Annotated in this window: 21 protein-coding genes; 5 read left to right on the forward strand and 16 right to left on the reverse strand. The window is 68.7% G+C overall.

Annotated elements, in window-relative coordinates:
• Positions 1-42: 42 nt before the first annotated feature.
• Positions 43-1122: an NADH-quinone oxidoreductase subunit B family protein gene (locus ABTZ94_RS05190; protein ID WP_351197644.1), complete on the reverse strand. Its 1080-nt coding sequence runs from the start codon at positions 1120-1122 to the stop codon at positions 43-45.
• A gap of 48 nt (positions 1123-1170) precedes the next feature.
• The gene (locus ABTZ94_RS05195) at positions 1171-3090 is read right to left on the reverse strand and encodes a hydrogenase maturation protein (protein ID WP_351197646.1); all 1920 of its coding nucleotides are present in this window, start codon (positions 3088-3090) and stop codon (positions 1171-1173) included.
• 484 nt (positions 3091-3574) lie between these two features.
• On the opposite strand from ABTZ94_RS05195, the gene ABTZ94_RS05200 reads away from it, so the two are divergent.
• Both ABTZ94_RS05200 and ABTZ94_RS05205 read left to right on the forward strand, forming a co-directional pair.
• Positions 3575-5611 carry a transglycosylase domain-containing protein gene (locus ABTZ94_RS05200; protein ID WP_351197648.1) on the forward strand — a complete coding sequence of 679 codons (2037 nt, stop codon included), beginning with the start codon at positions 3575-3577 and terminating at the stop codon, positions 5609-5611.
• Between the two features lie 44 nt (positions 5612-5655).
• On the forward strand, positions 5656-6921 hold the full coding sequence (locus ABTZ94_RS05205) for a polysaccharide deacetylase family protein (RefSeq protein ID WP_351197650.1): 1266 nt from the start codon (positions 5656-5658) through the stop codon (positions 6919-6921).
• 102 nt (positions 6922-7023) lie between these two features.
• Here the strand turns inward: ABTZ94_RS05205 and ABTZ94_RS05210 are convergent, their stop codons facing one another.
• From ABTZ94_RS05210 to ABTZ94_RS05220, 3 genes are read right to left on the reverse strand one after another with little or no spacing between them, the layout of a single operon-like run.
• On the reverse strand, positions 7024-8061 hold the full coding sequence (locus ABTZ94_RS05210) for an ABC transporter substrate-binding protein (protein WP_351197652.1): 1038 nt from the start codon (positions 8059-8061) through the stop codon (positions 7024-7026).
• A 52-nt stretch (positions 8062-8113) separates the two neighbouring features.
• On the reverse strand, positions 8114-8977 hold the full coding sequence (locus tag ABTZ94_RS05215) for an ABC transporter permease (RefSeq protein WP_351197654.1): 864 nt from the start codon (positions 8975-8977) through the stop codon (positions 8114-8116).
• Complete coding sequence (locus tag ABTZ94_RS05220; protein ID WP_351197656.1) at positions 8967-9782, reverse strand: ABC transporter ATP-binding protein; 816 nt, start codon at positions 9780-9782, stop codon at positions 8967-8969. The genes ABTZ94_RS05215 and ABTZ94_RS05220 overlap by 11 nt, the downstream gene beginning before the upstream one ends.
• A gap of 218 nt (positions 9783-10000) precedes the next feature.
• On the opposite strand from ABTZ94_RS05220, the gene ABTZ94_RS05225 reads away from it, so the two are divergent.
• The 3 genes from ABTZ94_RS05225 to ABTZ94_RS05235 all read left to right on the forward strand — a co-directional run bounded on the left by ABTZ94_RS05225 (position 10001) and on the right by ABTZ94_RS05235 (position 12813).
• Complete coding sequence (locus tag ABTZ94_RS05225; protein WP_351197658.1) at positions 10001-11599, forward strand: ATP-binding protein; 1599 nt, start codon at positions 10001-10003, stop codon at positions 11597-11599.
• Positions 11596-12294, forward strand: a complete 699-nt coding sequence (locus ABTZ94_RS05230) for a response regulator (protein ID WP_351197660.1) — start codon at positions 11596-11598, stop codon at positions 12292-12294. The genes ABTZ94_RS05225 and ABTZ94_RS05230 overlap by 4 nt, the downstream gene beginning before the upstream one ends.
• Before the next feature lie 156 nt (positions 12295-12450).
• Positions 12451-12813 (forward strand): DUF779 domain-containing protein, encoded by a 363-nt coding sequence (locus ABTZ94_RS05235; RefSeq protein ID WP_351197662.1) that lies wholly within the window; start codon positions 12451-12453, stop codon positions 12811-12813.
• Positions 12814-12937: 124 nt separating this feature from the next.
• On the opposite strand, the gene ABTZ94_RS05240 is transcribed toward ABTZ94_RS05235, so the two are convergent.
• The 11 genes from ABTZ94_RS05240 to ABTZ94_RS05290 all read right to left on the reverse strand — a co-directional run bounded on the left by ABTZ94_RS05240 (position 12938) and on the right by ABTZ94_RS05290 (position 24151).
• Positions 12938-13870, reverse strand: a complete 933-nt coding sequence (locus ABTZ94_RS05240; RefSeq protein ID WP_351197664.1) for a hypothetical protein — start codon at positions 13868-13870, stop codon at positions 12938-12940.
• A 375-nt stretch (positions 13871-14245) separates the two neighbouring features.
• Positions 14246-14440, reverse strand: a complete 195-nt coding sequence (locus ABTZ94_RS05245; protein ID WP_351197665.1) for a hypothetical protein — start codon at positions 14438-14440, stop codon at positions 14246-14248.
• Positions 14441-14579: 139 nt separating this feature from the next.
• Positions 14580-15497 carry a phosphatidylinositol-specific phospholipase C/glycerophosphodiester phosphodiesterase family protein gene (locus ABTZ94_RS05250; RefSeq protein WP_351197667.1) on the reverse strand — a complete coding sequence of 306 codons (918 nt, stop codon included), beginning with the start codon at positions 15495-15497 and terminating at the stop codon, positions 14580-14582.
• Between the two features lie 61 nt (positions 15498-15558).
• The gene (locus ABTZ94_RS05255; RefSeq protein WP_351197669.1) at positions 15559-16251 is read right to left on the reverse strand and encodes an ABC transporter ATP-binding protein; all 693 of its coding nucleotides are present in this window, start codon (positions 16249-16251) and stop codon (positions 15559-15561) included.
• A complete protein-coding gene (locus tag ABTZ94_RS05260) occupies positions 16244-17161 on the reverse strand; it encodes an ABC transporter ATP-binding protein (protein ID WP_351197739.1) in 918 nt (305 codons plus the stop codon). Before ABTZ94_RS05260 ends, ABTZ94_RS05255 begins: the two co-directional genes overlap by 8 nt.
• A gap of 92 nt (positions 17162-17253) precedes the next feature.
• A complete protein-coding gene (locus ABTZ94_RS05265; RefSeq protein WP_351197671.1) occupies positions 17254-18111 on the reverse strand; it encodes an ABC transporter permease in 858 nt (285 codons plus the stop codon).
• On the reverse strand, positions 18104-19069 hold the full coding sequence (locus ABTZ94_RS05270) for an ABC transporter permease (RefSeq protein WP_351197741.1): 966 nt from the start codon (positions 19067-19069) through the stop codon (positions 18104-18106). Before ABTZ94_RS05270 ends, ABTZ94_RS05265 begins: the two co-directional genes overlap by 8 nt.
• Positions 19070-19092: 23 nt before the next feature.
• Positions 19093-20697, reverse strand: a complete 1605-nt coding sequence (locus ABTZ94_RS05275; RefSeq protein ID WP_351197673.1) for an ABC transporter substrate-binding protein — start codon at positions 20695-20697, stop codon at positions 19093-19095.
• A 174-nt stretch (positions 20698-20871) separates the two neighbouring features.
• Positions 20872-22002, reverse strand: a complete 1131-nt coding sequence (locus tag ABTZ94_RS05280; protein ID WP_351197675.1) for an acyl-CoA dehydrogenase family protein — start codon at positions 22000-22002, stop codon at positions 20872-20874.
• The gene (locus ABTZ94_RS05285) at positions 21999-23186 is read right to left on the reverse strand and encodes an acyl-CoA dehydrogenase family protein (RefSeq protein WP_351197677.1); all 1188 of its coding nucleotides are present in this window, start codon (positions 23184-23186) and stop codon (positions 21999-22001) included. The genes ABTZ94_RS05280 and ABTZ94_RS05285 overlap by 4 nt, the downstream gene beginning before the upstream one ends.
• On the reverse strand, positions 23183-24151 hold the full coding sequence (locus tag ABTZ94_RS05290) for an NADPH:quinone oxidoreductase family protein (RefSeq protein WP_351197679.1): 969 nt from the start codon (positions 24149-24151) through the stop codon (positions 23183-23185). The genes ABTZ94_RS05285 and ABTZ94_RS05290 overlap by 4 nt, the downstream gene beginning before the upstream one ends.
• Positions 24152-24318 lie beyond the last annotated feature (167 nt).

Genomic DNA, 24318 nt, shown 5'->3' on the forward strand with positions numbered 1-24318 from the left:
GTCACGGGAAGGTGTGGAATGCGGTCGGTGTCCTTGGCGTGTTCACCACGGAGGCCGGTAGCCGGTGGTCAGCCGACCCCTCTTGTGCCGCCACTTCGGCTCCTTGTCCAGGGTCTTCGCCGTGATCGCCCGGAGCCTGCGGATGACCGTCCCGTACGCACCGCTGGCGGTGGCGGAGACCTTGGCGCCCGGTGGTTGGTCCATGAACGGCATGAACTTGTCAGGGAAGCCCGGCATGGTGCAGGCGATACAGATGCCGCCGACGTTCGGGCAGCCTCCGATGCCGTTCATCCAGCCGCGTTTGGGTACGTTGCACTTGACGACGGGGCCCCAGCAGCCGAGCTTGACCAGGCACTTGGGCGAGTCGTAGGTTTCGGCGAAGTCGCCCTGTTCGTAGTAGCCGCCCCGGTCGCACCCCTCGTGCACGGTGGCGCCGAACAGCCAGGTCGGACGGAGCTTGTCGTCCAGCGGGATCATCGGAGCGGATCCCGCCGCCTGGTACAGCAGGTACGTCAGGGTCTCCGAGAAGTTGTCCGGCTGGATCGGGCAGCCGGGCACGCACACGATCGGGATTCCGGCCTTCGACTTCCAGTCCCAGCCGAGATAGTCGGGCAGTCCCATGGCTCCGGTCGGGTTACCGGCCATCGCGTGAATACCGCCGTACGTGGCGCAGGTGCCGATGGCGACGACCGCCAGGGCCTTGGGCGCCAGCCGGTCGATCCATTCGCTGGTGGTCATCGGCTGGCCGGTCTCCGGGTTGTCTCCGAAGCCGCACCAGTACCCCTCCGGCTTGATCGTCTCGTTCGGGATGGAACCCTCGACGACCAGGACGAAGGGATCGATCTCACCGCGCTCGCCCTTGAAGAACCACTCGATGAACGTGTCCGCACCGCCCACCGGACCACATTCGAAGTCGATCAGCGGCCAGTGGACCTCGATCTTGGGCAGACCGGGCAGCGCACCGACCACGATCTCTTCGATGCTCGGCTGCATCGCGGCAGTCAGGGCCACCGAGTCGCCGTCACAGCTCAGCCCCGCGTTGATCCAGAGGATGTGGATCGGGGACTCTTCTCCGGTGGCCGCAGCAGGTGCGTCCACCGTGTTCGACGTTGCTGCATCCATGAGGATGCCTCCCTGGAAAGAGACACACGAAGGCCGATATATCGACCTTCACTGTTCTTGGTACCAAGCGCTCGGCGCGGGTGCCCCATGGTGCGCCGCCAGTCCGGTGACGTCGGGCTGCCGGGCGGGCCGGTCCCCCGCAGATCTGCCGGTCGAGGCCGGGACGAGGTGCGACGGCCGGACAAGCGGGGGATCTTTGAGCACGAACGCACGCCGCAGTGCGTGGTAGGGCGAGCGCGGGTCGAAGAAGGTCCGCCGCATCACGGTCAGTTCCTCCTCCCGGTAGTCGGCCAGAGGTTTGTCGGCCTCGTCGCGGTCCCGTTCGGTCTTCTTCGCGGCGATCCGCGACAGTGCCGCGGGCGACGCGGCGAGACGGGCCGCCAGCCGGGTGGCCTCGCCCGCGAACGACTGCGCATCGCAGTCGACCGTCCGGTCGGCCAGGCCGAGCCGCACGGCGGCCTCGGCGCTCACCGGCAGCGCCTTGCCGGTGAGGCGCTCCGCGGCGGCGGCCCCCACCCTGCGTGGCAGCGTGTACGTCCAGTACTCGGAGCCGTACAGCCCCATCAGGCGGTAGTGCGGGTTCAGCACCGCCCCCGACCTGCACCACACCTCGTCCGCGGCCAGGGCGAGCATCACCCCGCCCGCGGCCGCATTGCCACCGACGGCGGAGACCACCAGCCGGTCGGTGGTGGTCAGCACGGCCTCCACGAGATCGTCCATGGCGTTGATGTTCGCCCAGGACTCCTCGCCGGGGTCGGCGGCGGCCTCGATGACATTGAGGTGGATGCCGTTGGAGAAGAAGTCCCGGCCGCCTCCCAGTACCAGCACCGAGGTGGGCCGTCGGCAGGCCAGCCGGTAGGCATCGTGCAGGCGTCGGCACTGCGCCGTGCTCATCGCACCGCCGGGGAAGGAGAACGAGAGGAATCCAGCCTGTCCCACCTCCCGGTAGCCGATGTCGCTCCAGCCGTGTCGGCGCCCTTCCTCGTACAGCGGCGTGGGATGCTCCGGCAGTACGGGAAGGCGCCCGGCGAGCGCCCTCACAGCGGGCAGCTTGAACGTGGCGGGTCCGCCCGGCTTGCGGCGGGGACGAAGCTCGGGAATCCAGACCGCGCCGTCGGTCGTCGCCCGGCAGACGGCCCCTGCCCGTACCGCCACCAGCTCGCCCGGTCCGCCTCGCAGTTCGTGCTCCGGGTGCCCCCCGTGCAGAAACCATTCGGCCCCGAGCAGTTCGTCGCGCACGCCGGGGTACGAGTCGGCGGCCCGCAGCTTGCGCAGGACCGCTTCCGTAGAGTCCGACTCCCAGTCGATGCGACGGTGCTCCTGGCGTAGGTACGGCCGCGTGCGGATGCGCAATTCCTCATCCCCGCCGGTCTGCGGACGAGGAACGTACGTACCGGACGAGAAGCGCTCGACGGCAAGGTGCACGGCCTGCAACGCGGCGTCGGAGACTTCGTTGCGGTAAAGGTCGCTCTTGCCCACCGGGGGCACCGGGAAGGTGGCCGATGCCCAGATGTCGCCGGCGTCCATCTCCTCGTCGGCCTGCAGAACCGTCACGCCCCAGGTGTCCGCGCCCTCGTGGATGGCCCAGTCGAGGGAGGAAGGCCCACGGTCACCCGGGGGGCCGGGGTGGACGACGAGGCAGGTGTGCGCCGCCCAGACATCCCGAGGGATGGCGGTCTTCAGCAGCGGGGCCAGAATCAGGTCGGGCGCGAACTCGCGCACAGCCCGCCGCAGCGACTCGTCGCGCGCGGACGCCTCCGGAGCTGCGAGTTCCACCGCTACGGCGTGGCCGCGGTCCCTCAGTTCGGCATGAACACGCTGAGTAAGGCTGTTGAACGCGCTCGCCACTAGCAGGATGTGCACGACGACCTCCCGACGCCGGGCAGATCCGGCTGGTTGCGATGGTGGGGCAATACGGTCGGGGCTCCACCGGCAACCGGCCGCTAAGTCACCCGAAAGCGAACACATCGGCGACCACTCAGTGGAACCCGGCCACGGGCCCCGCGCTCAGCGGATCGGAATGAACCGAGCGGCGACATGACGCAGAGCCAAGCGTTCGGCACGAGCCCAACCACGCACCCCGCTGCGGCCGGTCAGGGCCGGACGGCGTAATCCGCTCGGTGGCCTGTTATCTTTACGTGACTTCGCCAAGCAACTCTCGGTCAGGCTTTGGCCTTTGCCGTGGTGGAGTCGGCGAGGGGGAGCATGTGGCTGCCCTCTGGGCGTTTCGATGCGATCGGCAGCCGCACGGCGTTAACTGAACCTGGGGATGCACATGCCATACACCGGCCGAGACGAATGACTCTGCCGCCCGCCTGATGCGGGCAGGCGTCCGCAGAGCCCGGCAGGGCCGGCCGTATTGGAGTGTGGCGGCGGACGAGCAATGACCACTACACGTGTACGGGCAAGGTCGTAGTCTGCGGCTTGGCCCGGCCTGTCATGGCTGGACGGAATGACACAGCACAAATTCAGCAGAACGGCGCATACCGCTCGGGCCGCACTGCGCCCCGGGACGGGGCGCCGGAAACAGGCGAAGAGACCGCGACCGCGCCTGCGCCTGCCACATAAACCGGACTATCCACGCACGGGCCGGCGCGGCTGGCGAAGATGGGTGCCCTCGTGGCGGCTGGTCGTGGGCTCGTTCCTGATATCGATCGCAACGCTCACGACCGTGGTGGGCATCGCCTACGCGCGTACGGACATCCCCAAGGACCTCAACGCGTTCGCCACCCAGCAGGACACCGTCTACTACTGGGCCGACGGCACGCCCATGGCCCGTACGGGCTGGGTGAGCCGCCAGGAGATGCCCCTGTCGAAGATTCCCGACGATGTCCGGTGGGCCGTACTGGCAGCCGAGAACGCCGACTTCTACTCGGACCACGGCATATCGACGCAGGGAATCACCCGCGCGCTGTGGCGCACGGTCGGCGATGGAGACACCCAGGGCGGATCGACCATCACCCAGCAGTACATCAAGAATGTCTACCTCTCGCAGGACCAGTCCTTCTCCCGCAAGTTCACCGAGATGCTGCTCGCAGTCAAACTCGACCGCCATGTGAGCAAGGACAAGATCCTTGAGGAGTATCTGAACACCAGCTGGTTCGGCCGTGGCACATACGGCCTCCAGCGCGCGTCCCAGGCCTACTACGGCAAGGAGGTCACACAACTCAACGCCAGCGAGGGCGCGTTCCTCGCGTCCCTGCTCAAGGGGGCCTCGCTCTACGATCCCGCCCTCAATCCCCGCAATCGTGACCGCGCCGTCGAACGGTGGCAGTGGACGCTGGACCGCATGGTGAAGATCGGCAAGCTGAGCCCGGCCGAGCGTGCCCGGTACACCACCTTTCCCGAGCCGAAGCCCCCTCACAAGCCGAACAGCACGGGCGGGCAGGACGGCTACCTCGTCCAGCTCGCCGAGTCGTACGCCAAGCGTGCCGGACACATCTCCGACGCACGTTTCGACCTCGGCGGCTACCAGATCTACACGACGTTCGAGAAGCCGCGGATGACCGCCCTCACCGGGGCCGTGAAGGAAGCGCGCGGCAGACTTGATCCCGAGCAGCGCAAGGCTGACCGCCATGTCCGGTTCGGGGCCGCGTCCGTTGCCCCGAACGGCCGGATCCTCGCCGTGTACGGCGGACCGGACTTCGAGCGGCAGGCCTTCAATGAATCCAACGCGAGCACGGTCCCGGCCGGTTCGGCGTTCACGCCGTTCGTCTACGCTGCCGGCCTGGAGCACGGCATCTCACGCAAGCGCAACGGCCCCCGGACCACCGTCACGCCCTCGACCGTGTACGACGGTGACGACGACATTCCGGTCATGACACCCGAAGGCGCCTACTGGGACCGCAGCGGCAAAATGGTCAAGGGCCAGAACGACGGCGACCACTCCTACGGCCGCATCAGTCTGCACGACGCCATGGCGAAGGCCGCCAACTCCCCGTTCCTCCAACTCGGTATGGATGCGGGACTGAAGACGGTCCGCAGAACGGCCGAGGCATCCGGGCTGCTCCCGTCCAGCTTCGGTCCACCCGTTCCCGCGTTCTCGATGGGCAACTCCACACCGAGCGCCATCCGCATGGCGGGCGCGTACGGCATGTTCGCGGCCCACGGGATGCACACCGATCCGTACTCGGTACGAAAGGTCACGCGCAACGGCGAGCCGGTCCGGCTGAATCTGCCACAGGCGAAGCGCGCCGTGGGGTCCGCCGTCGCCGACGAGGTCACCGCAGCGCTCGCACGGCCCGGCGAGGAGAGCGGCGCCACCTCCGCCTCACCGGTCGCCGCCAAGGCCGGAACCACCGAGGACGACACCGCGCGCTGGCACGTCGGCTACAACCGGGACGCGTCCACGTCCGTTGTCGTGTACCGCATGGACCTGACGAAGAGTCTGGCACCACTGCCACTGAAGGGGCTCGGCGGCGACTCGGCGGCCGGCAAGAAGCTCTCGTTCCAAATCTGGAACGCATACACGGAAGCCATGACGAAGTGACAGGTACCAGAGCAAAATCTTCCGTTCGCCGAATACGGGCCCGCTTGACGCCCCGTATCGCCCTGGGGCTCGCGGCATGTGTAGTCGCGTCGGGTACCGCGACGCTCATCTCGCTGGCCTCCGACGATTCCTCGGACGACCGGACCCCTCAGCAGGCCACGAGCACCGTCGCCGCACCTACGCCCACCGCCCGGGAGCGCCGCGGGGGTGACGGAAAGAAGACGGAAGAGGAGAAGTGGGACGGAAAGGTCAAGATCCTGGGAGACGGTTCCACGTCCTACACCGGGCCGCAGCCCGGCCAGCTGAAGGCCGAGCGACTCAAGCCGGGTGAGAAACCGCCCCAGTTCGTGGTGTTCTCGTGGGACGGTGCGCTCGAGGGCGACGATCGCATGTTCTCCCGCTTCCGCCGTGCGGCGAAGGAGAGCAATGCGCACATGACATTCTTCCTCACCGGTATCTACCTGCTCCCGAAGGAGAAGAGCAACCTCTACGAGCCGCCCCAGCACAAGCCCGGAGCGGCCGCGATCTCGTACCCGACGCGCGAACACATCCGCATGACGCTGGAACAGCTCGGCGGCGCCTGGCGGGAGGGCAACGAGATCGGGTCACACTTCAACGGCCACTTCTGCGACAAGAAGGGCGGTGGGGACTGGAGTACGGACGAGTGGATCGGCGAGATCAACCAGTTCTACTCCTTCGTGCAGAACTGGAAGACGAACACAGGCTTCAAGGACTTCGATCCGCTGCCCTTCGACCCCACCCGCGAGGTCGTCGGCGGACGGGCCCCCTGTCTCGAAGGCCAGAAGACCCTTCTGCCGGCGACCAAGCCCTTCGGCTGGCGATACGACGCGAGTTCCCCGGGAGACTTCCAGATCTGGCCGTCCAAGAAGAACGGCATCTGGGACCTCCCGTTGCAGATGCTGCCGTTCCCCGGCAAGGACTTCCAGGTGCTGTCCATGGACTTCAACTTCCTTTACAACCAGTCGAAAGGCAGCACTGAGGGCGACCCCGCGCACTACCAGAAGTGGCGTACGGAGGCACGGGATTCCTACGTCGCCGGATTCGAGCGGGTGTTCAACGGCAGCCGGGCACCGCTGTTCATCGGAAACCACTTCGAGGACTGGAACGGCGGGATCTACATGGATGCCGTCGAGGAAACCATGCGAGAGATCTGCCCGCGCAAGGAGGTGCGCTGTGTGTCCTTCCGCGAACTGACCGACTGGCTCGATGCGCAGGACCCCAAAGTCCTCGCCCACTGGCGGACACTCGACCCCGCCCAGTCGCCGAACTGGAAGCAGCAGGCGCAATAGCGCGGAGAGCAGAGCCCCGGCTGAACAACTCGTATGACGTGACGAGTCGTTCAGGCCGGGGCTCAGCGGTCCGGTGTGCGCGGGCGTCGTCGCCCCCCTCAGTCAGCTCGCCTTCTTGACGAACTCCGTGGTGTATGTCTTGGCGAGGTCCACCTTCGCGTTCTTCAGGTTCGGGTTGAAGGCCTTCAGGACCCGCTCGACGGTGGCGGGGCCGTCCGCGGGCATGACGCCGTCCGTGGTGAACATCGGCAGCGTGCTCTTGATCGCCTGTGCGTACAGAGCCTTGCCACCTCCCTGGGCGTAGTCGGCGGGCATCTTCGCGGCGATCTCGTCGGCGCTGTGCGTGGACATCCACTTCAGGGTCTTGACGAAGGCGTTGGCCAGCTTCTGGACAGTTTTCTTATGGCTGTTGACCCACTCGGTCTGCATGTAGAGGCTGGAGGACGGGTAGAGCCCGCCGAGTGCCTGCTTGGAGCCCTCGGGAGTCCGCATGTCGATGAGGATCTTGCCGAGCTTCTTGTCCAGAATGGTGGCGACCGTCGGATCGGTGGTCATACCGCCCTGGATGGAACCCTGCTGAAGGGCGGAGATGAACGTCTGCCCCGCTCCGACCGCCACGGGCGTGAATTCGCTGGTCTTCACATCGTTGCTCACGGCGAGGTATTTCGTGAGGAAGTCAGTCGAGGAGCCGATGCCCGTCACACCGAGCTTCTTGCCCTTGAAGTCCTTCGCCGACCTTATGTCCCCCGCCGCCTTGTTGGAGACGATCTCGACCTCGCCGGGAGCCTGGGAGAACTGGACGACCGACTCGACCTGCTTGCCCTTCACCTGAAGGTCGAGGGTGTGGTCGTAGAAGCCCACCGTGCCCTGGACGTCGCCGGAGACCAGTGCTGTTTCGGCCTGGACGCCCGCGGGCTCGGTCAGGAGCTGGACCGACACTCCCTCCTCCTTGAAGTAGCCGAGCCGCTCGGTCAGCATCGCGGGCAGGTAGATGACCTTGTCCAGACCCCCGACCATGATCTTGACCTTGTCGTTCTTGTCACCGGAGGCCGAGGTGGAGTCGCCGCCACAGGCCGTCAGGCTGGTCAGGGCGAGCGCGCCGACGGCGGCGACGGCCGAGATCCGGGTGGATGTACGCATCTGATTCACGTCCTTGTGAAGAAACAGTCGGGTGTGCGGATGACTACGGGCGTCAGCGGGCGGTGTCGGCCTCGGCCGGTTTCCAGCGGAAGAGCCGCTTTTCGAGGAAGGTCAGCAGGCCTTCTGCCAGCAGCGCGACGATCGCGAGGATGACCATCGCGGCGTAGACACCGGCGGCGTTGAACGTGCCCTGGGATGCGGCGACCAGCAGCCCCAGTCCCTTGGTGGCACCGATGTACTCACCGACGATGGCGCCGATGAGGGCGAAACCGAAGCTCACATGCAGGCTGGTGAAGATCCACGACGTGGCCGAGGGGATGACCACCTGAAGGGTGACCTGGCGGTTGCCGGCGCCCAGGATGCGGGAGTTGGCGACAAGATTGCGGTCGACCTCCCTGGCCCCCTGGAAGGCGTTGAAGAAGACGGGGAAGAACACGAGGACGACCGCGGAGGCGACCTTCGAGGCCGGGCCGAGGCCGAACCAGATGAGGAAGATCGGAGCGAGCACAATGCGCGGCAGGGCGTTGAGCACCTTGATGTAGGGGCCGAGGACATCGGCGGCGAAGCGGACGCGGCCCAGCGCGATTCCGAGCAGCACACCGGCGATCACACCGATGACCCAGCCGAGCAGTGCTTCGTAGAGCGTGTACCAGATCTGCTCCCACAAAGAGCCCTGGGCGGTGCCGTCGACGACCCAGGTGCGGATCTGGTCCCAGATCTTCGACGGCATGGAGAAGTTGAACGGGTCGATGACCGCCGTACGGGCCAGCCACTCCCACAGCCCGATGACCGCGAAGAGCACCGCGGCCCGGCTCCCGAGCACCAGGTACTTACGATTGCGGGCGGCCCGCGCCCTGGCCCGGGTGCGTTCGGTCTTGGTGACGGCGGCGTTCGCGGTGATGGTTTCAGGCGACATCGAGAGCACCCCTCTCGCGGGTGATGCGGACCTCTTCGCCGAGCGAGGACCAGATCTCCCGGTAGATCTCGATGAACCGGGGCTCCAGACGCACCTGCTCGACCTTGCGGGGGCGGGGCAGATCGATCTCGAAGACCTCCTTGACCGTGGCCGGTCCCGCGGTCATGACCACGACCTTGTCGGCCAGCGCGATGGACTCCTCCAGGTCATGGGTGACGAAGACCACGGAAGCGCCGGTGCCGGCCCACAGCTCCAGCAGTTCGTCCGACATCAGGGCCCTGGTCTGCACATCAAGTGCGGAGAAGGGTTCGTCCATGAGCAGGATCTCGGGGTCGTTGACGAAGGTGGCCGCCAGGGCGACCCGCTTGCGCTGGCCGCCGGACAGCTGGTGGGGATAGCGGTCCTCGAAGGAGGACAGCCCGACACGGGCGAGCCATTCCCGGGCCCTCTCCTTCGCCTCGGGCTTCGGCACGCCGCGGAAGCGAGGGCCTGCCATCACATTGGACAGCACGGTCCGCCAGGGAAAGACCGCGTCCTGCTGGAAGACGAAGCCGACCTTGTCGCCGATGCCGCGCACCGGCTCCCCGCCCACCAGGACCTCCCCCTCGGTGGGTTCCTCAAGACCGCTGACCAGAGTCAGAGTGGTCGACTTGCCGCATCCTGTGGGGCCCACCACGGCAACGAACTCACCGCGCCCGATCGTGAGGTCCAGATCCCGTACGGCGGTGTGGAGCGCCCCCGACGGAGTCCGGAACGCTTTGCTCGCACCCCGCAGCTCGATGGCGGGGCTCGTTTGGCTGTTCATGGAGCGGGACGCTAAGTGCGGCCCGGGGACGTGGGCACCCTTGCGCTCACAACTCCTGCTTCTGCGCATAACCTGCGGTTCTGCTCGTTCTGCTCACGCTGCGGCAACGAATGTGCCACGAGGACTGGTCATCGGCGACGGTGACGTTTACGTTGCGTTCACGCAAGGACGAAACGGAGCATCAGGTTCCTGGCTGGCGGAAGGCAGAGGGCGAGCGCATGCGGATTCACTGGCCCCGCCGTGTCTTCGCCCAGGTGCTTCTCACCCAGGTGACCATCACCACCGGCGCGATCATGCTCGTGACAGGTCTCTTCCTTGCCCCCCTCAGCCACCAGCTCGACAACCAGGCAATGCATCAGGCGCTGTCCATCGCCCAGACCGCCGCCGCCGAACCCGCTCTGGTGCACAACCTGACCAGCACCGGCCCCAGCCCCGCCGGACCGGTGCAGGCCGAGGCGGAGCGGATCCGGCGGGCCACCGGGGCGCTCTACATCGTGGTCATGGACACCCGCGGGGTGCGCTGGTCGCACACCGACACCGCGCAGATCAGCAGACACGTCTCGACCGATCCCAGTACGGCTCTGGGCGGCCGGGAGGTCATGCAGATCGACAACGGAACCCTGGGCCGCTCGGCACGCGCGAAGGTCCCCCTGCGCGACAGGGACGGAACCATCGTGGGTGCCGTCTCGGTCGGGATCGCCTACGACAGCGTCCATGAGCGGCTGCTCGGCGCCATTCCCGGTCTGCTGCTCTATTCCGGAGCGGCGCTCGCAGCCGGCGTGCTGGCCGCCCTGGCCGTCTCGCGGCGGCTGCAGCGCAGCACCCATGGGCTTGCCTTCGCCGACATCTCCGCGCTGCTGGACGAGCGCGAGGCCATGCTGCACAGCATTCGCGAGGCCGTTCTCGCCCTCGACGCCCGGGGCCGGATCCGGTTGCTCAACGACGAGGCGCAGCGTCTGCTGGAGCTGGACCAGGACGCCGTCGGACGGGCTCTGGGCGAGGCGCTGCCGCCGGGCCGTACGACGGAGGTGCTGGCGGGACGGGTCGACGGCGCCAACCTGATCACCGTCTGCAATGGACGCGTGCTGATCGCCAACCGTATGCCCACCGGTGACGGCGGAGCCGTCGTCACCCTGCGCGACCGTACCGAGCTGGAGCTGCTCGGCCGCGAACTGGACTCCACGCACGGCCTGCTGGATGCGCTGCGCGCCCAGGACCACGAGCACGCCAATCGGCTGCACACCCTGCTCGGGCTGCTGGAACTCGGGAGGCACGATGCCGCGGTGGAGTTCGTCGCGGAGGTGGCCAATGGTCACCGGGCGTCGGCGGAGCAGGTCGCGGAACGCGTCAACGATCCGCTGCTGTCTGCGCTGCTGGTGGGCAAGTCGGCCATCGCGGCGGAGCGGGGCGCTTCCCTGCACGTCTCGCCGGCCACCCGACTGCCGGACGTGGTGGTGGATCCGCGCGATCTGGTGACGGTCCTGGGCAACCTCATCGACAACGCCCTGGACGTCGCCTCGCTCATCGAGGTCGAGCTTCTCGCCGAGGGCACCACCGCGGTCCTGCGGGTCAGCGACAACGGTCCCGGGGTACCTCCCGGCATGCGCGAGCAGATCTTCACCGAGGGCTGGTCCACCAAGGAGTCCCCCGCGCATCGCGGACGCGGTCTGGGTCTGGCGCTGGTGCGCCGGCTGGCTGAGCGCTACGGTGGCGCGGCTCGCGTCACGGCCCGGGCCGGCGGTGGCGCGGTCTTCACCGTCGTCCTGCCAGAGGCACTCAGCGTCCGGCCGCTGACCGAAGTGGGAGAGTTGCGATGATCAATGTCCTGGTGGTGGACGACGACTTCCGCGTTGCCGAGATCAACGCCGCATATGTGGCCAGGGTTCCCGGATTCCGTGTCATCTCGCGTGCGCACACCGCCGCGCAGGCACTGGCCTTCCTGGACCGCGAGCATGTCGACCTGGTCCTTCTCGATCACTATCTTCCGGACGAGACGGGACTGACGCTTGTCCGGCGGCTGCGCCAGCTCGGTCACCCGGCCGATGTGATCATGGTGACCGCTGCCCGCGATGTGTCGACCGTCCAGACCGCCATGCGGTACGGCGCCCTGCAGTACCTGGTCAAGCCTTTCAGCGTTTCCGGTCTGCGGTCCAAGCTGGAGAGTTACGCGGCACTGCGCCGCACCCTGGAAGGCGTGGGCAACGGCCGAGGCGAGGCGGCGCAGGAGCAGGTCGACCAGATCTTCGGCGCTCTTCGCACCGCGGATTCCGGCCCCTCGGCGGCCCTGCCCAAGGGCCACTCCGCGCCCACGGCCGACGTCATCCGTCATGTCCTGTCGGCGGCCGACGAACCACTGTCCGCCCATGAGGTCGCCGCCCGGGCCGGCCTGAGCCGCTCCACCGCCCAGCGATACCTCAAGTACCTGGAGGGTGCGGGCCACATCAGCCTCAGCCTCAAGTACGGCGACACCGGCCGGCCCGAACACCGCTACGCATGGGCGAAGGCGAGCTGAGGAGCGTACGGTGCCGTAGGCATCCGCCTGCACTGCCTGCGCACCATTTCATGCACAAGGTCGAAGGGACTGATCCATGAGCCGACTTGGTACGAAGACCCTGCGGACGATCCGCCGCGCCCGCGCCCCGAAGAATTCCGGCTCCGGGCCGCTGCGATGAGCCCGTCCGAAGAGGCGGCCGTGTCGCTTACTCCCGCAGCCGCCGATCTGGTGCGTCGGCTGCGAGAGGCACATGGTCCGTTGATGTTCCACCAGTCGGGCGGCTGTTGTGACGGCAGTGCGCCCATGTGTTATCAGGACGGAGAGTTCCGTACCGGCGGCTCCGACGTGCTCCTGGCCTCGCTCGATGTCGACGGGGTGGCGGAGAATATCCCGTTCTGGATGTCGAGGAGTCAGTTCGAGCTGTGGGCGCACACCCGGCTGATCGTCGATGTGGTGGAGGGGCGGGGCAGCGGATTCTCGTTGGAGGCTCCGGAGGGGGTGCGGTTCCTGATCCGGTCCCGGCTCGTAGGCCCATGAGGCGGAGCCACACAGCGCTGTTTTGCCGTAGCGGCAAGCAGAATCGCCCCGAACTTGGCTGACAACACGGCCCGTTGAATTTCCAACCCACCCATATCAGACCAACGCCCCGCCGACCGGGAAGCTACGGGTTGAAGATCTGCACGTCCTGGGCGAGCGCGGCTCCCGATGGGGATTGCGCCGCGTCCGTTGCGGGGTGTGACACGTACAGCGTGGTGTGGAAGTAGCCGTCGCTCTCCTTGCCGCGCGGATCCTCACCGGCCGCAATGACCGCGGTGACCGCGTACTGCTGCTCCTGCGGGCTGGTGAAGCGCCGCTGGGGGAAAGTGCGCTCGGAGACCTTCTCGGTGGTGAGGCCGTACGTTTTCAGACAGTCGGCAATGGGCTGGTAGGAGTCGGTGCGCAGTACGAACGCAGCGACCCGCACGGGGCCGTGAACGTTCTCCAGGAGGGGCTGGAAGGTGCGTGGCGACAGAAAGCTGGCTCCGCCGGTGATGGTGATCAGGCAGGTGCGCCGTACGGCCTGAAGCAGGGCCGGGCCTGCCGGTGCGGTCTCCAGATTCTCGGCAAACCCGTCGGCCAACAGGCCCACGGCACGAGCGTAGGAGACGGCACGGGGTGCGGCGTCGAGCCCGACGACGCGAACCGCGTCCGAGCGCCGATGAGCCGCGTAGAACGCCCTGTCCCACTCAATCAACTCGGCGGTGGTCAGCGTGGTGGCGTGCGGGGACGTGTAGTGGGCGTACAGGTCGTTCCAGGTCAGGTGATGGTTGAGCAGAGCGGCGTTGATGCCGTAGGAGCAGCAGATGTCCAGCACGGTGGCCGGGCCTGCCGCGTCCTTCGAGGATCCGCATGTGCTGAGCATGTGCCGGATCACACCCTGTGCATGGTGAGGGGTCTGGTACTCCCAAGGCTTCAGCGCACGGAAGTACGCGCGCGGGTCCGGCTGGTTGTAGGTGTCGTCGAACGGGGTCATGCCCCCGGCGGCGGAGACGGCCTCACGTGCGGAGTCGCCGACCGCAAGCGGTTCTGAGTTCTCCGGCTGTACAGGTGGCATCACATGTCCCTTCCCCTCGGTCAGAACTCGTGTTCCTGAACCAGTCAACGCCCGACGCCGCTTGCGGGGAACAGGGCGGACACGAAACCAGCCAGGTACCCTCCGCGAGATCCGCGCCACCGCTGCGGGCAGCAGTTGTTCCTGCCGCCCGCTTCAGCACTCCGATACGCGGGGTGGTGACGCCTGTCGAACCTATTGCAGCGCCGGCAGTATCTCTTCCTGCACGGGCGCGGCAGGCACCCTCGGCGCGCTGATCTCCAGGGTCACAGGCCGGGGGTACGACGGCGGTGGCGCGGCAGACGCCCTCCGTGGTGGGCGCCCGGACCAAGGCCCGGGACGGGCCGGCGGCCGCATTTCATGCGATGTGCGGTGAAGTCAGGGCTTGAGGCTGCTGAAGACATCGGCCGTGGCCGTCAGACCGTTCTGAATGGTCGGCGCCATGCTCGTACCCGCGAGGAAGAACCCGAGCATGGCGCAGACCAGCGCATGCGAGATCTTCAGCCCTCCGTTGCGGAGAAAGATCACCGCAAGGATCAGCAGAAGCAGCACCAGTGAGATCGAAATGGCCATGGCCAACCTCCTCCGCCGCGCCGGAATGCGGCATTCGGCCGCCAGTGTGGCGTAGCGGAGAAGCCGTCCGGCGGACTGGCATGTCCGCCATATGGGTGTTGACTGACTGTCACGCTCAGAACGGTGCGTCCGCTTCCGGTCAGCCGCCGAGGCGAGCGGCCCCGGTCCTGGCGTCCCTGTCATGGGTGCGCAGGAAGTGTTCGAGCCCTGCCAGGTCGTCGGTGTTGAGGTGGTCGACCCTGGCGGCCAGCAGCTCGGTCCATACGGCATCGCGCTCCGGTCCCGCGACGTCGGGCGTGGCCCAGAAACGGACACGTTGGCCGCTTCGGTGGGCCGTGGCGACGAGCGAGCGCAGTTTGTCCCGTTCGGCCACGGGGAAGGGGCCCGCGCCCAGCCAGCTGAAGTTGCCGCTCCAACTGCTGCTGATGAGCGGGATGAACGAGGCGGTGGCCGCGGTCCCGAGGTCGTCCGGCCGGCCGTCGTAGAAGGCGTACCGCGTGCGCTGCGCCTCCATCGGGAAGCGGGCGGCGCGGTCGCCGGAGATGACGGGTGTGATCGCACCGGGCCGCACCCGGCCGTGGTGGTACGCCGTCAGCATCTGACGGAATCGCCTCAGCTGCCGGTCGAGTTCGAGGTAGGCGGCGGCCCCGTCGGTCTTGATGTCGATCAGTAGCTGGACGGGTTCGCGGTAGCCGGGGTGGACCGTACCGTGGTTGGCCCTGACTCTGGCCAGCAGCGGGTCGAGGTAGAGCGAAGCAAGGGTTCGGTTGGGGTCGAGGTCGGTGGCCTCGTGGGCGACCAGCAGTTCCCCGTCCACGAGGAATATGTCTGCCTCGACGCTGGTGAAGCCGTGGGCGAGGGCGTCGTGGAGGGGGTGCGTGTGCAGGTAGTCGTTGTGCGCGTGGGCCCGGCGCAGCGGGCGCGGACGGTGGCGGCCTGCGGCCGAGGGCGCGGCGGACGCCTCGGACGCGACGGCCGTCTGCAGGGACAGCGCTGTGCCTGCGGCGACGGTGGCGAGCGCGGTGGTGACGACGCTTCGGCGGGTCGGGAACGCCATGGACTCTCCCGGGAGCAAGAGCGGATCGGACGGTCGGACGCGATCGAGTAGAGGCATGGGCTCATCCGGTCGGGCTCGTGGACTCCCGCGTCGCGACGCGCCCGGAGATACCCTGCCAGCCGACTGTGCGGTCGCACCAGCGTTCCAGCAGCACGCGGTCGTGGCCGACGGCCAGCAGCCCGGCCCCGGACTCGCGTCGGTAGGCCTCGACCACCGCGACCAGCGCAGCGGTCGTCGACGCGTCGAGCATCGCGGTCATCTCGTCGCAGATCAGCCAGCGCGGCCGCAGGACCAGCGCCCTGGCCAGACAGGCACGCTGCAATTGGCCGTCGCTCACCTCATGGGGACACCGGTTCAGCAGTTCGGCCGTAAGACCGACGGCCGGTGCCAGCTCGGCCACCCGGTCCGTCACCTCCGAGCGCCGGCCGGTCGCCCGCAGCGGCTGGGCGATGAGTTCGCGCAGGCTGAGCCGGGGGTCGGCCGAGAGCCGGGGCTGCTGGAAGACGACGCCGACTGCGGTGCGCTGCGCCCGCGGGGCGCGGTGCCGCCAGCCGCGCACGGGCTCGCCGTCGAGTGCGACCGTGCCCGCGTCCGGGCGGTGGAGCAGGGCGGCGACCTTGGCCAGGGTGGATTTGCCGCAGCCGCTCGGGCCGAGCAGTCCAACGGACTCCCCCGGCGCGATCGTCAGGGATGCATCGCGAACGACGGGGTCGTGGGGGTCGTATCCGGCGGTGATACGGGTGAGTTCAAGCATGGGCGGACTCCTCCGCGCCTGCCCGCACACCGTGGTGGCAGGCGAGATGGCCGTCGAACGGGGGTGGTACGGAGCACCGGTCGTCGGCGCGGCTGCAGCGGGCCGCGAACGCGCACCCGTCGGGGAGGGCTCCGAGCTCCGGTGGCATTCCGGGGATGGGGGCGAAGGCACGCTCGGGCAGGGCGTCGAGAAGGCCGCGCGCGTAGGGATGGTGTGGTCCCGGTTCTCCGAAGAACCGGTCGGCGTCGGCGAGTTCGACGATGCGACCCGCGTACATCACGGCAACCCGGTCGGCGATCCGCTCGGCCGCGGCCAGATCATGGGTGATGATCAACAGAGCCCTGCCCCCGTCGGTGTGGCGGCGCAGTTCGTCGACGGTTCGCTCGACCAGGTCGCGGTCGAGTCCGGTGGTCGGTTCGTCTGCCAGGAGCAGGGGTGCGTCGCCGATCAGGGCGAGCGCGGTCGCGGCGCGCTGGGCGAGACCGCCGGAGAGTTCGTGCGGATACCGGTCCAGGTGACCGGCCGGGAACGCTGCGCGCTCGGCGGCCTGCACCGCCGCGGCGCGCAGTGCGGGCCTTCGGATGCCGGTCAGTTCACGGAGGGTCTCCTCCAGTTGGGCGCGCACCGTTCGAACCGGGGTGAGGTGGGCTGCGGGGCTCTGCGGCACGAGTCCGATGCGTCGGCCTCGAACGGTGCGGGCGAGAGTCCGTTCATCGGCGGTGAGGAGATCGGTGCCGTCACCGAGCACCGCCGAACCCTCGGTCTGCGCATTGCCGGGGAGCAGCCCCAGCAGCGCTGAGGCGAGTACGGATTTGCCGCAGCCGCTCTCGCCGACCAGGGCCAGGCACTCCCCCGCCGCAAGGTCGAAGTGTGCGTCGCTGACGGCCGCGATGTGCCGCCCGCCGCGCATCCGGAAGCGGACGGAGAGCCCACGGACGGAGAGGACCGGGGTCTGCGGGTCCGGGGCCTGGAGGTCCGGGCTCTGTGGGTCCGGGGTGGTCTTCACAGCATCAGCTCCGATCGGCGGCGCGGGTTGATCCGTTCCCGCCAGACACCGGCGAGGCCCGCCAGAGCGAGGGTCGGGATGATCAGGAACAGGCCGGGGAAGAGCGTCGGCCACCAGTCCCCGGCGAGCAGCGAACCGCGCGCCGTCTGCACGAGGTTGCCGAGGCTCGCCTGGTGGGTGGGGAGCCCGAGCCCCAGGAAGGAGAGCGCGGACTCGTGCCACATGGCGTGCGGCACCATGAGCACCGCGGCGAGGCCCGCCTGCGGAAGCACTGCGGGCACCAGATGCCGGACGATGACCCGCCCGCGCGAGGCCCCTCCGGAGATCGCCGCATCGATGAACGCGCGCGAGCGCAGCGACAGCACTTCGGAGCGGACGATCCGGGCCGTCGAGAGCCAGTGGGTGAGGGCGACGGACACGATCACCGGGCCCACGCCGGGCCGGAACATGGCGACGATGAAGATGCCGAGCAGCAGGTGCGGTACGGACGAGAAGGTGTCCACCAGCCGCATGACGATCCGGTCGGTCCAACCTCCGAACGCGGCGGCGAGCGCACCGACGGCGGTCCCGATGACGGTGGCGGTGAGCCCGGCGACGATGCCGACGAGCAGCGAGACGCGGAGCCCGTAGACGCAGCGCAGCAGCAGGTCGCGGCCGACGTCGTCGGTGCCGAACGGGTGCTGCCAGGAAGGTGGTTGGAGTTTGGCCGCGAGGTCGACGGCCTGCTGGTCGAGCTGGACCAGCGGCGGTACGAGGAGTACCGCGAGCAGCACCGCGGCGACAATCCCGACGGAGCTGACCACGCGGATGCGGCGGCTGGTGCGGCGGGCGGGTCCGAGGACGAATTCAGCCATCGAAGCCCACTCGCGGGTCGGCGATCGCGTACAGCAGATCGGAGAGGAGGTTGCCGAGGACGACCGCTGCGGTGGCGAGCACCGTGAGTGCCGCGAGCAGCGGGAAGTCGACGGAAGTGGCGGCCTGCACGGTGGCGGCGGCGATGCCGGGCCAGCTGAAGACCGTTTCGACGAGCAGGGCGCCGGTGATGAGTTCGGGGACGCGGGAGCCGATGAGGGTGAGCATCGGCAGCATCCCGGAGCGCAGTGCGTGGCCGAGCAGCACGGTGCGTTCGCGCAGTCCGCGGTAGCGGGCGCCGCGCACCGGGTCCTCGCCCAGCGCGTCGGCGACGCCCTGGCGTACGTAGAGGAAGAACCACGGCAGCTGGGAGATCCCGAGCACAGCGGCCGGGAGCACCAGATGGGTGGCGACCTGGCCGAAGGTGACCGTGTCGCTGGCCGCGTCGGTGAGACCGCCGGCCGGGAGCACATCGAGCTTCAAGGCGAAGAACCAGATGGCGAGCAGTCCGAGCCAGAAGGCCGGGGCGGCTTCGAGCGTGTACGCGGCGGAGCCGGCTCCCCGGTCGAGCAGGCCGCCGGGCCTGCGTGCGGCCAGCACGCCGAGGCCCGTACCCAGGACGACAGCGACGACGAAGGCGCTCGCGGCGAGCAGCACGGACCAGCCCAGGCGTTCGCCGATGACATCGGCGACCGGCTGGCGCATCACGCTGGAGTCGCCGAGGTCGCCGCTCAGCGCGGAGGTCAGCCAGTTCCACCAGCGGGTCACGAGGGGCTGGTCGACGCCGAGGTTGGCCCGCAGCTGGTCGAGGTTCTCCTGCGAGGCGGTGAGACCGGCGGTGCCCGCGTACGCCTTGACCGGATCGAAGGGGGAGGCGGCGGCGACGGCGAACACGCCGAACGTCACGGCGGCCAGGACGGGGACGGCGAGCAGCGCCCGCCGGCCCGCCATCCTGCCCATCGCCCCCCAGGGAAGGCGGTGGCTCACTTCTTCGGCGTCCAGTTCTCGACGTTCCACCACGGGCCGGATGCCAGGCCGTGGTCGTGCGGTTCCACCTGGGTGGTGAGCGCGCCGAAACGGTCCTTCACGACGTAGAGATGGTCGATGTGGGTGAGGAAGGTGTAGCCGGGGTCCTTCACCAGTTCGCGCTGGACGGTGTCGTAGGCGGCCTTGCGTTCGGGCTTGTCGCCGCTCCTGCGGCCCGCTTCGAGTGCCTGGTCGACGGCCTTGTTGTCGTACCACGCCATGTTGTTGAAGCCGTCGCCCGCGAGCGAGGACTTCAGCAGGGTGTACTGGTCGAAGTCGGGGTCGGCGGGCGATCCGCCGCCCGCGAGGACCGCTTCCTGCTTCATCCGGGGCTCGATGACCTCCCACGTCCCGGCCTCGGTGGTGATGTCGACGCCGGCCTTCTTGGCGTCGGAGGCGTAGGCGAGTGCGTGGTCCTGGCGGAGCTTGTCGCCGGTGAGGTACCAGAGCGGGAACGCGGCGCGTACGCCGTCCTTGGCCCGGATGCCGTCCTTGCCCGGCTTCCACCCGGCGTCGTCGAGGATCTTCTTCGCGGCGGCCAGGTCGTGGGTGCGTTCGGTGCCCTTGGTGAACCACTCGCTGTCGGTGGGGACGGGTCCGTAGGCTGCCCTGCCCTCGCCGTTGAGTACGGAGTCGACCATGGCCTGCCGGTCGACGGCGACGTCGAGGGCGCGCCGGATCGCGGTGTCGCCCGCGACCTTGTTGTGGGTGGGCAGAGTCACGGTGCGGTAGTCGTACGTCGTGGCGGCGTACGTCCGCGTGCCGCTGTCGCGGGCGAATCCCTTGGCCAGGTTGGGCGGCAGGATCGCGCCGTCGAGCTCGCCGGAGCGCAGCCGGGTGGCACGTACATCGTCGTCCTTGATGATCGCCATGGTGAACTTCTTCACCTTCGGCGCGCCGCCCCAGTAGTCGGGATTGGCCTTGAAGCTCAGCTTCTCGCCCTTGGACCACTTGGTGAGGAGGTACGGTCCGGTGCCGATGGGGTGGGTCGTGAAGGCGCCGGTGTTGACGTCCTGCTTGCCCGCGACGTGTTCGGGGGCGATGGGCAGGACGGTGCGCTGGGCGAAGGGCGCGTAGGGGTACTTGAGCGTGAAGACCACGGTGTCGTCGCCGGTCGCTGCGACGCTCTTCACCGCGTCGAGTTCGGTCCGGGACGCGTTGTTGGTCTTTTCGTCCAGGATGGTGCGATAGGTGAAGACGACGTCCTTGGCGCCGAACGGCTTCCCGTCGCTGAACTTCACGCCCCGGCGGAGCTTGTACGTGTACGTGAGTTGGTCGCCGCTCACCTCGGGAAGGGCGGTGGCGAGCGCGGGCCGCAGCTTCATGTTCCCGTCGAGGGCGAGCAGCCCGTCGAAGATCTTGGAGTTGCCGTCCTTGCCGTAGCCCAGGAGCGGGCTGAGGCTGTCGGGCTCGTAGGCGATTGCGACCACTGCCGAGTCCCCAGCACCCGAACCGGAGTTACTGCCGTCCGAGCCACCTGGTTGTGAGCAGGCTGCCGCGGTCAACGACAGCACGGTCGCCAGTGTCGCGGCGACCGCTCCCCGTATCGATCGGGCCGTCATACTCAGCACATCCCTTATTGAAGATCGACTGTTATTGCGAATCAGTCGCAATTAAACAACAGGTAAAGGGATGCTCGGTACCCCGCCGGGCGGGGAAACGGTGGAGCGGAGGTGCGTGGACACGCGCCTCCGCTCCCAAGTCCCACTGAACCGCGGGCTGTTCCCGATCTTCGATTACGGCGCGGGCAGTTCCATGAGTTCGGCGATGGTCTCGCGATGGTGTCCTGCCGTGCCGTACGCGATCGAGTCGGCCTTGGCGCGCTTGAGATACAGGTGCGCCGGGTGCTCCCACGTCATGCCGATGCCGCCGTGCAGCTGAATGCACTCCTCCGCCGCATGCACCGCGACTTTCGAGCAGTACGCCTGTGCGACGGCCACCGCCAACGGCGTGTCGGGGCTGTTGGTCGCGAGGGCATCCGCGGCATTCCGCGCGGCGGCACGGGCCGAAACGACCTCCAGCCAGAGCTGTGCCATGCGGTGCTTGAGGGCCTGGAACGAACCGACCGGCCGATTGAACTGGTGCCGCTCGCGGGTGTGGCGGACCGTCTCGGTCAGGCACCACTCGGCGAGTCCGAGCTGTTCGGAGGCGAGCAGTCCGGCGCCCGCCAGCAGCCCTCGGCGCACGGCGGAGACTGCGGACGCGCCGTCGGCCAGGCGGGTTCCCGCGGCTCCGGTGAGGGTGACGCCGGCGACCGGGCGGGTCAGATCGAGCGGGACGAGCGGCTCGACGACGACACCTTCGGAGCCGGTCTCCACCGCGTACAGACCGTCGGTCGTGGGCATCAGCAGCACATCGGCCGCGGTCGCGTCGGCGACGCCGGTCACCGCTCCCGCCAGCGTGCCGGCCACGACGCCGGCCGGCTGCGCGGCGCCGGGCTCCGAGGCGGAGAACGGCACGGCAAGGACCGCGACCTTGCGGCCGGTGGCGAGGTCGCCGAGGAGTTCGGCGACCGGCCCGTCCTGCGTCCTCAGCGCGAGGAGCGTCTCGGTGGCGACGACCGCACTGGTCAGATACGGCGCGGGAGCCACGCTGCGACCCAGCTCCTCCAGCACCACCGCGGCCTCGCGGTGTCCGGCGCCCTGCCCGCCCAGCTTCTCCGGCACCAGCAGCCCGGCGGTGCCGATGTCGGTGGCGAGGGCCTTCCAGAGCTGCGGGTCGTACGGAGTGTCGGACTCGACCCGGGCGAGCACCGTCGGCGCGTCGCACCGGTCGGTGAGCAGCGAACGCACGGCCGCCCGCAGATCGTCCTCGGCCTCCGAGTACAGCAGATCGGGTGCCTGGGTCTCTTCGGTCGGTGCGGTCATCGGGCCAGGTCCTTCCAGGCGACGTCCTTGTCGTTGCGCGGCTCGACGGGCAGGCCGAGGACGCGCTCGGCAACGATGTTGAGCAGCACCTCGCTGGTGCCGCCCTCGATGGAATTGCCCTTGGAGCGGAGATAGCGGTAGCCGGCGTCACGTCCGGTGAAGTCGACGAGCTCCGGGCGGCGCATGGTCCAGTCGCTGTACAGCAGACCCTCCTCGCCGAGGAGTTCGACTTCCAGGCCGCTGATCTCCTGGTTGAGCCGGGCGAAGGCGAGCTTCATGCCGGAGCCCTCGGGACCGGGCTGTCCGGCGACGAGCTGCTGGCGCAGCCGGGTGCCGGTGAGCCTGGCGACCTCGGCCTCGACCCAGAGGGTCAACAGGCGCTGGTGGAGGTCATGGGTGCGCAGTTCGGGACGTTCACGCCAGGTGCGGGCGGCCGGGCCGATCATGCCGCCCTCACGCGGGATACGTGCCCCGCCGATGGAGACCCGCTCGTTCATCAGGGTGGTCTGGGCGACCTTCCAGCCTTCGCCGACCGGGCCGAGGCGCCTGCTGTCCGGGATCCGTACGGCGGTCAGGAAGACCTCGTTGAACTCGGCCTCGCCGGTGATCTGGCGCAGCGGCCGCACCTCGACGCCGGGGTCGGTCATGTCGCAGATGAAGTAGCTGATACCGCGGTGCTTGGGCTGGTCCGGGTCGGTGCGGGCGATAAGGATCGCCCAGCGGGCCAGATGGGCGCTGGACGTCCAGACCTTCTGTCCGTCGACCACCCAGTCCTCGCCGTCGCGGACGGCGCGGGTGCCGAGGGCGGCGAGGTCGGAGCCGGCGCCCGGTTCGCTGAAGAGCTGACACCAGACCTCCTCGCCGACCCACAACGGCCGCAGGAAGCGCTGCTTCTGCTCGTCCGTGCCGTAGCCGAGGATGGTGGGGGCGGCCATGCCGAGGCCGATGCCGATCCGGCGCGGATCGTTGTCGGGGGCGCCCGCGGCGTCGAGTTCGGCGTCCACGACGGGCTGCAGGGAGCGCGGCGCGTCGAGTCCGCCGAGTCCGGCCGGGTAGTGCACCCAGGCGAGTCCGGCGTCGAAGCGGGCCTTGAGGAAGTCGGTGCGGTCGGTGGTGGCCGGGGGGTGCGCGGCGAGCAGGTCCTGGGTGCGGCGGCGGAGTCCGGCCGCGTCAGGGGTTGTCATCGGGCGGCTCCTGTCGGGAGGACGACGATCCGGCCGGTGCTGGTGCCGTCGGCGACCCGCTGGACGGCGGCCGCGGCCCCGTCCATCTCTACCCGCTCACTGATCAGCGGCTTGATGACGCCCTGCGCCGCGAGTCGGGTGAGTTCGTCGTGGCAGGCTCGGACAGCGGCCGGGTCCTTGGTGTTGTACAGACCCCAGTGGAGTCCGAGGATCGAGTAGTTCTTGACCAGGGCGTGGTTCAGCGCCGGGGTGGGGACGACGCCGCTCGCGAAGCCCACGACGACGACCCGTCCCTCGAAGGCGATGCACTTCACGGACTTGGCGTACGCTTCGCCGCCGACCGGGTCGTACACCACGTCGGCGCCGCGTCCGCCGGTGGCTTCCTTGACCGCGGCGACGATGTCCTCGCTGCGCCGGTCGATGACCAGGTCGCAGCCGAGCTCACTGGCGGTCTTCGACTTCTCGGGGCCTCCGACAACGCCGATGACGGTGGCTCCGGCCGCCTTGCCGAGCTGGACGGCCGCGCTGCCGACACCGCCGGCCGCCGCATGGACCAGGAGGGTCTCGCCCGCCTGAAGGTGCGCCCTGCGGTGCAGGCCGAACCAGCCGGTCTGGTAGCCGATGTGCAGGGCGGCGGCCTCGGTGTCGTCCAGGGCTTCCGGGGCGGGCAGGAGGGACGCCTCGTCCGCGACGACGTACTCGGCGAATCCGCCGTTCGGCAGGGAGGGGGTGGCGAGCACGCGGCGCCCGTCCGGTGTCTCGCCGCAGATCTCCACGCCGGGTGTGAACGGCAGCGGCGGCCGCACCTGGTACTGACCGCGGCAGAGCAGCGCGTCGGGGAAGTTGATGTCCGCCGCGAGCACCTTGAGGAGCGCCTGCCCGTCGCCGGGCGCGGGCCGGTCGGTCTCTTCGAGCCGCATCACCTCGCTCGGCTCGCCGTTCCGGTGCACTCGCCATGCCTGCATGAGGGGCCTCCACAACACTGTCGGCATTACCACTGCTCCGGCGCATACTAAGCGGTCGCTTGCCCCTCTGGGAACAACCTGCCGGTGCCGGTTTCGGCCGGAGGCGGACATGGATACACCCGGTCCGGCCCGAAAGACTTCGGGCCGGACCGGGCGCGGGACGGGTC

The organism is Streptomyces sp. NPDC002785 (genome assembly GCF_040295565.1).
Lineage (GTDB): Bacteria > Actinomycetota > Actinomycetes > Streptomycetales > Streptomycetaceae > Streptomyces.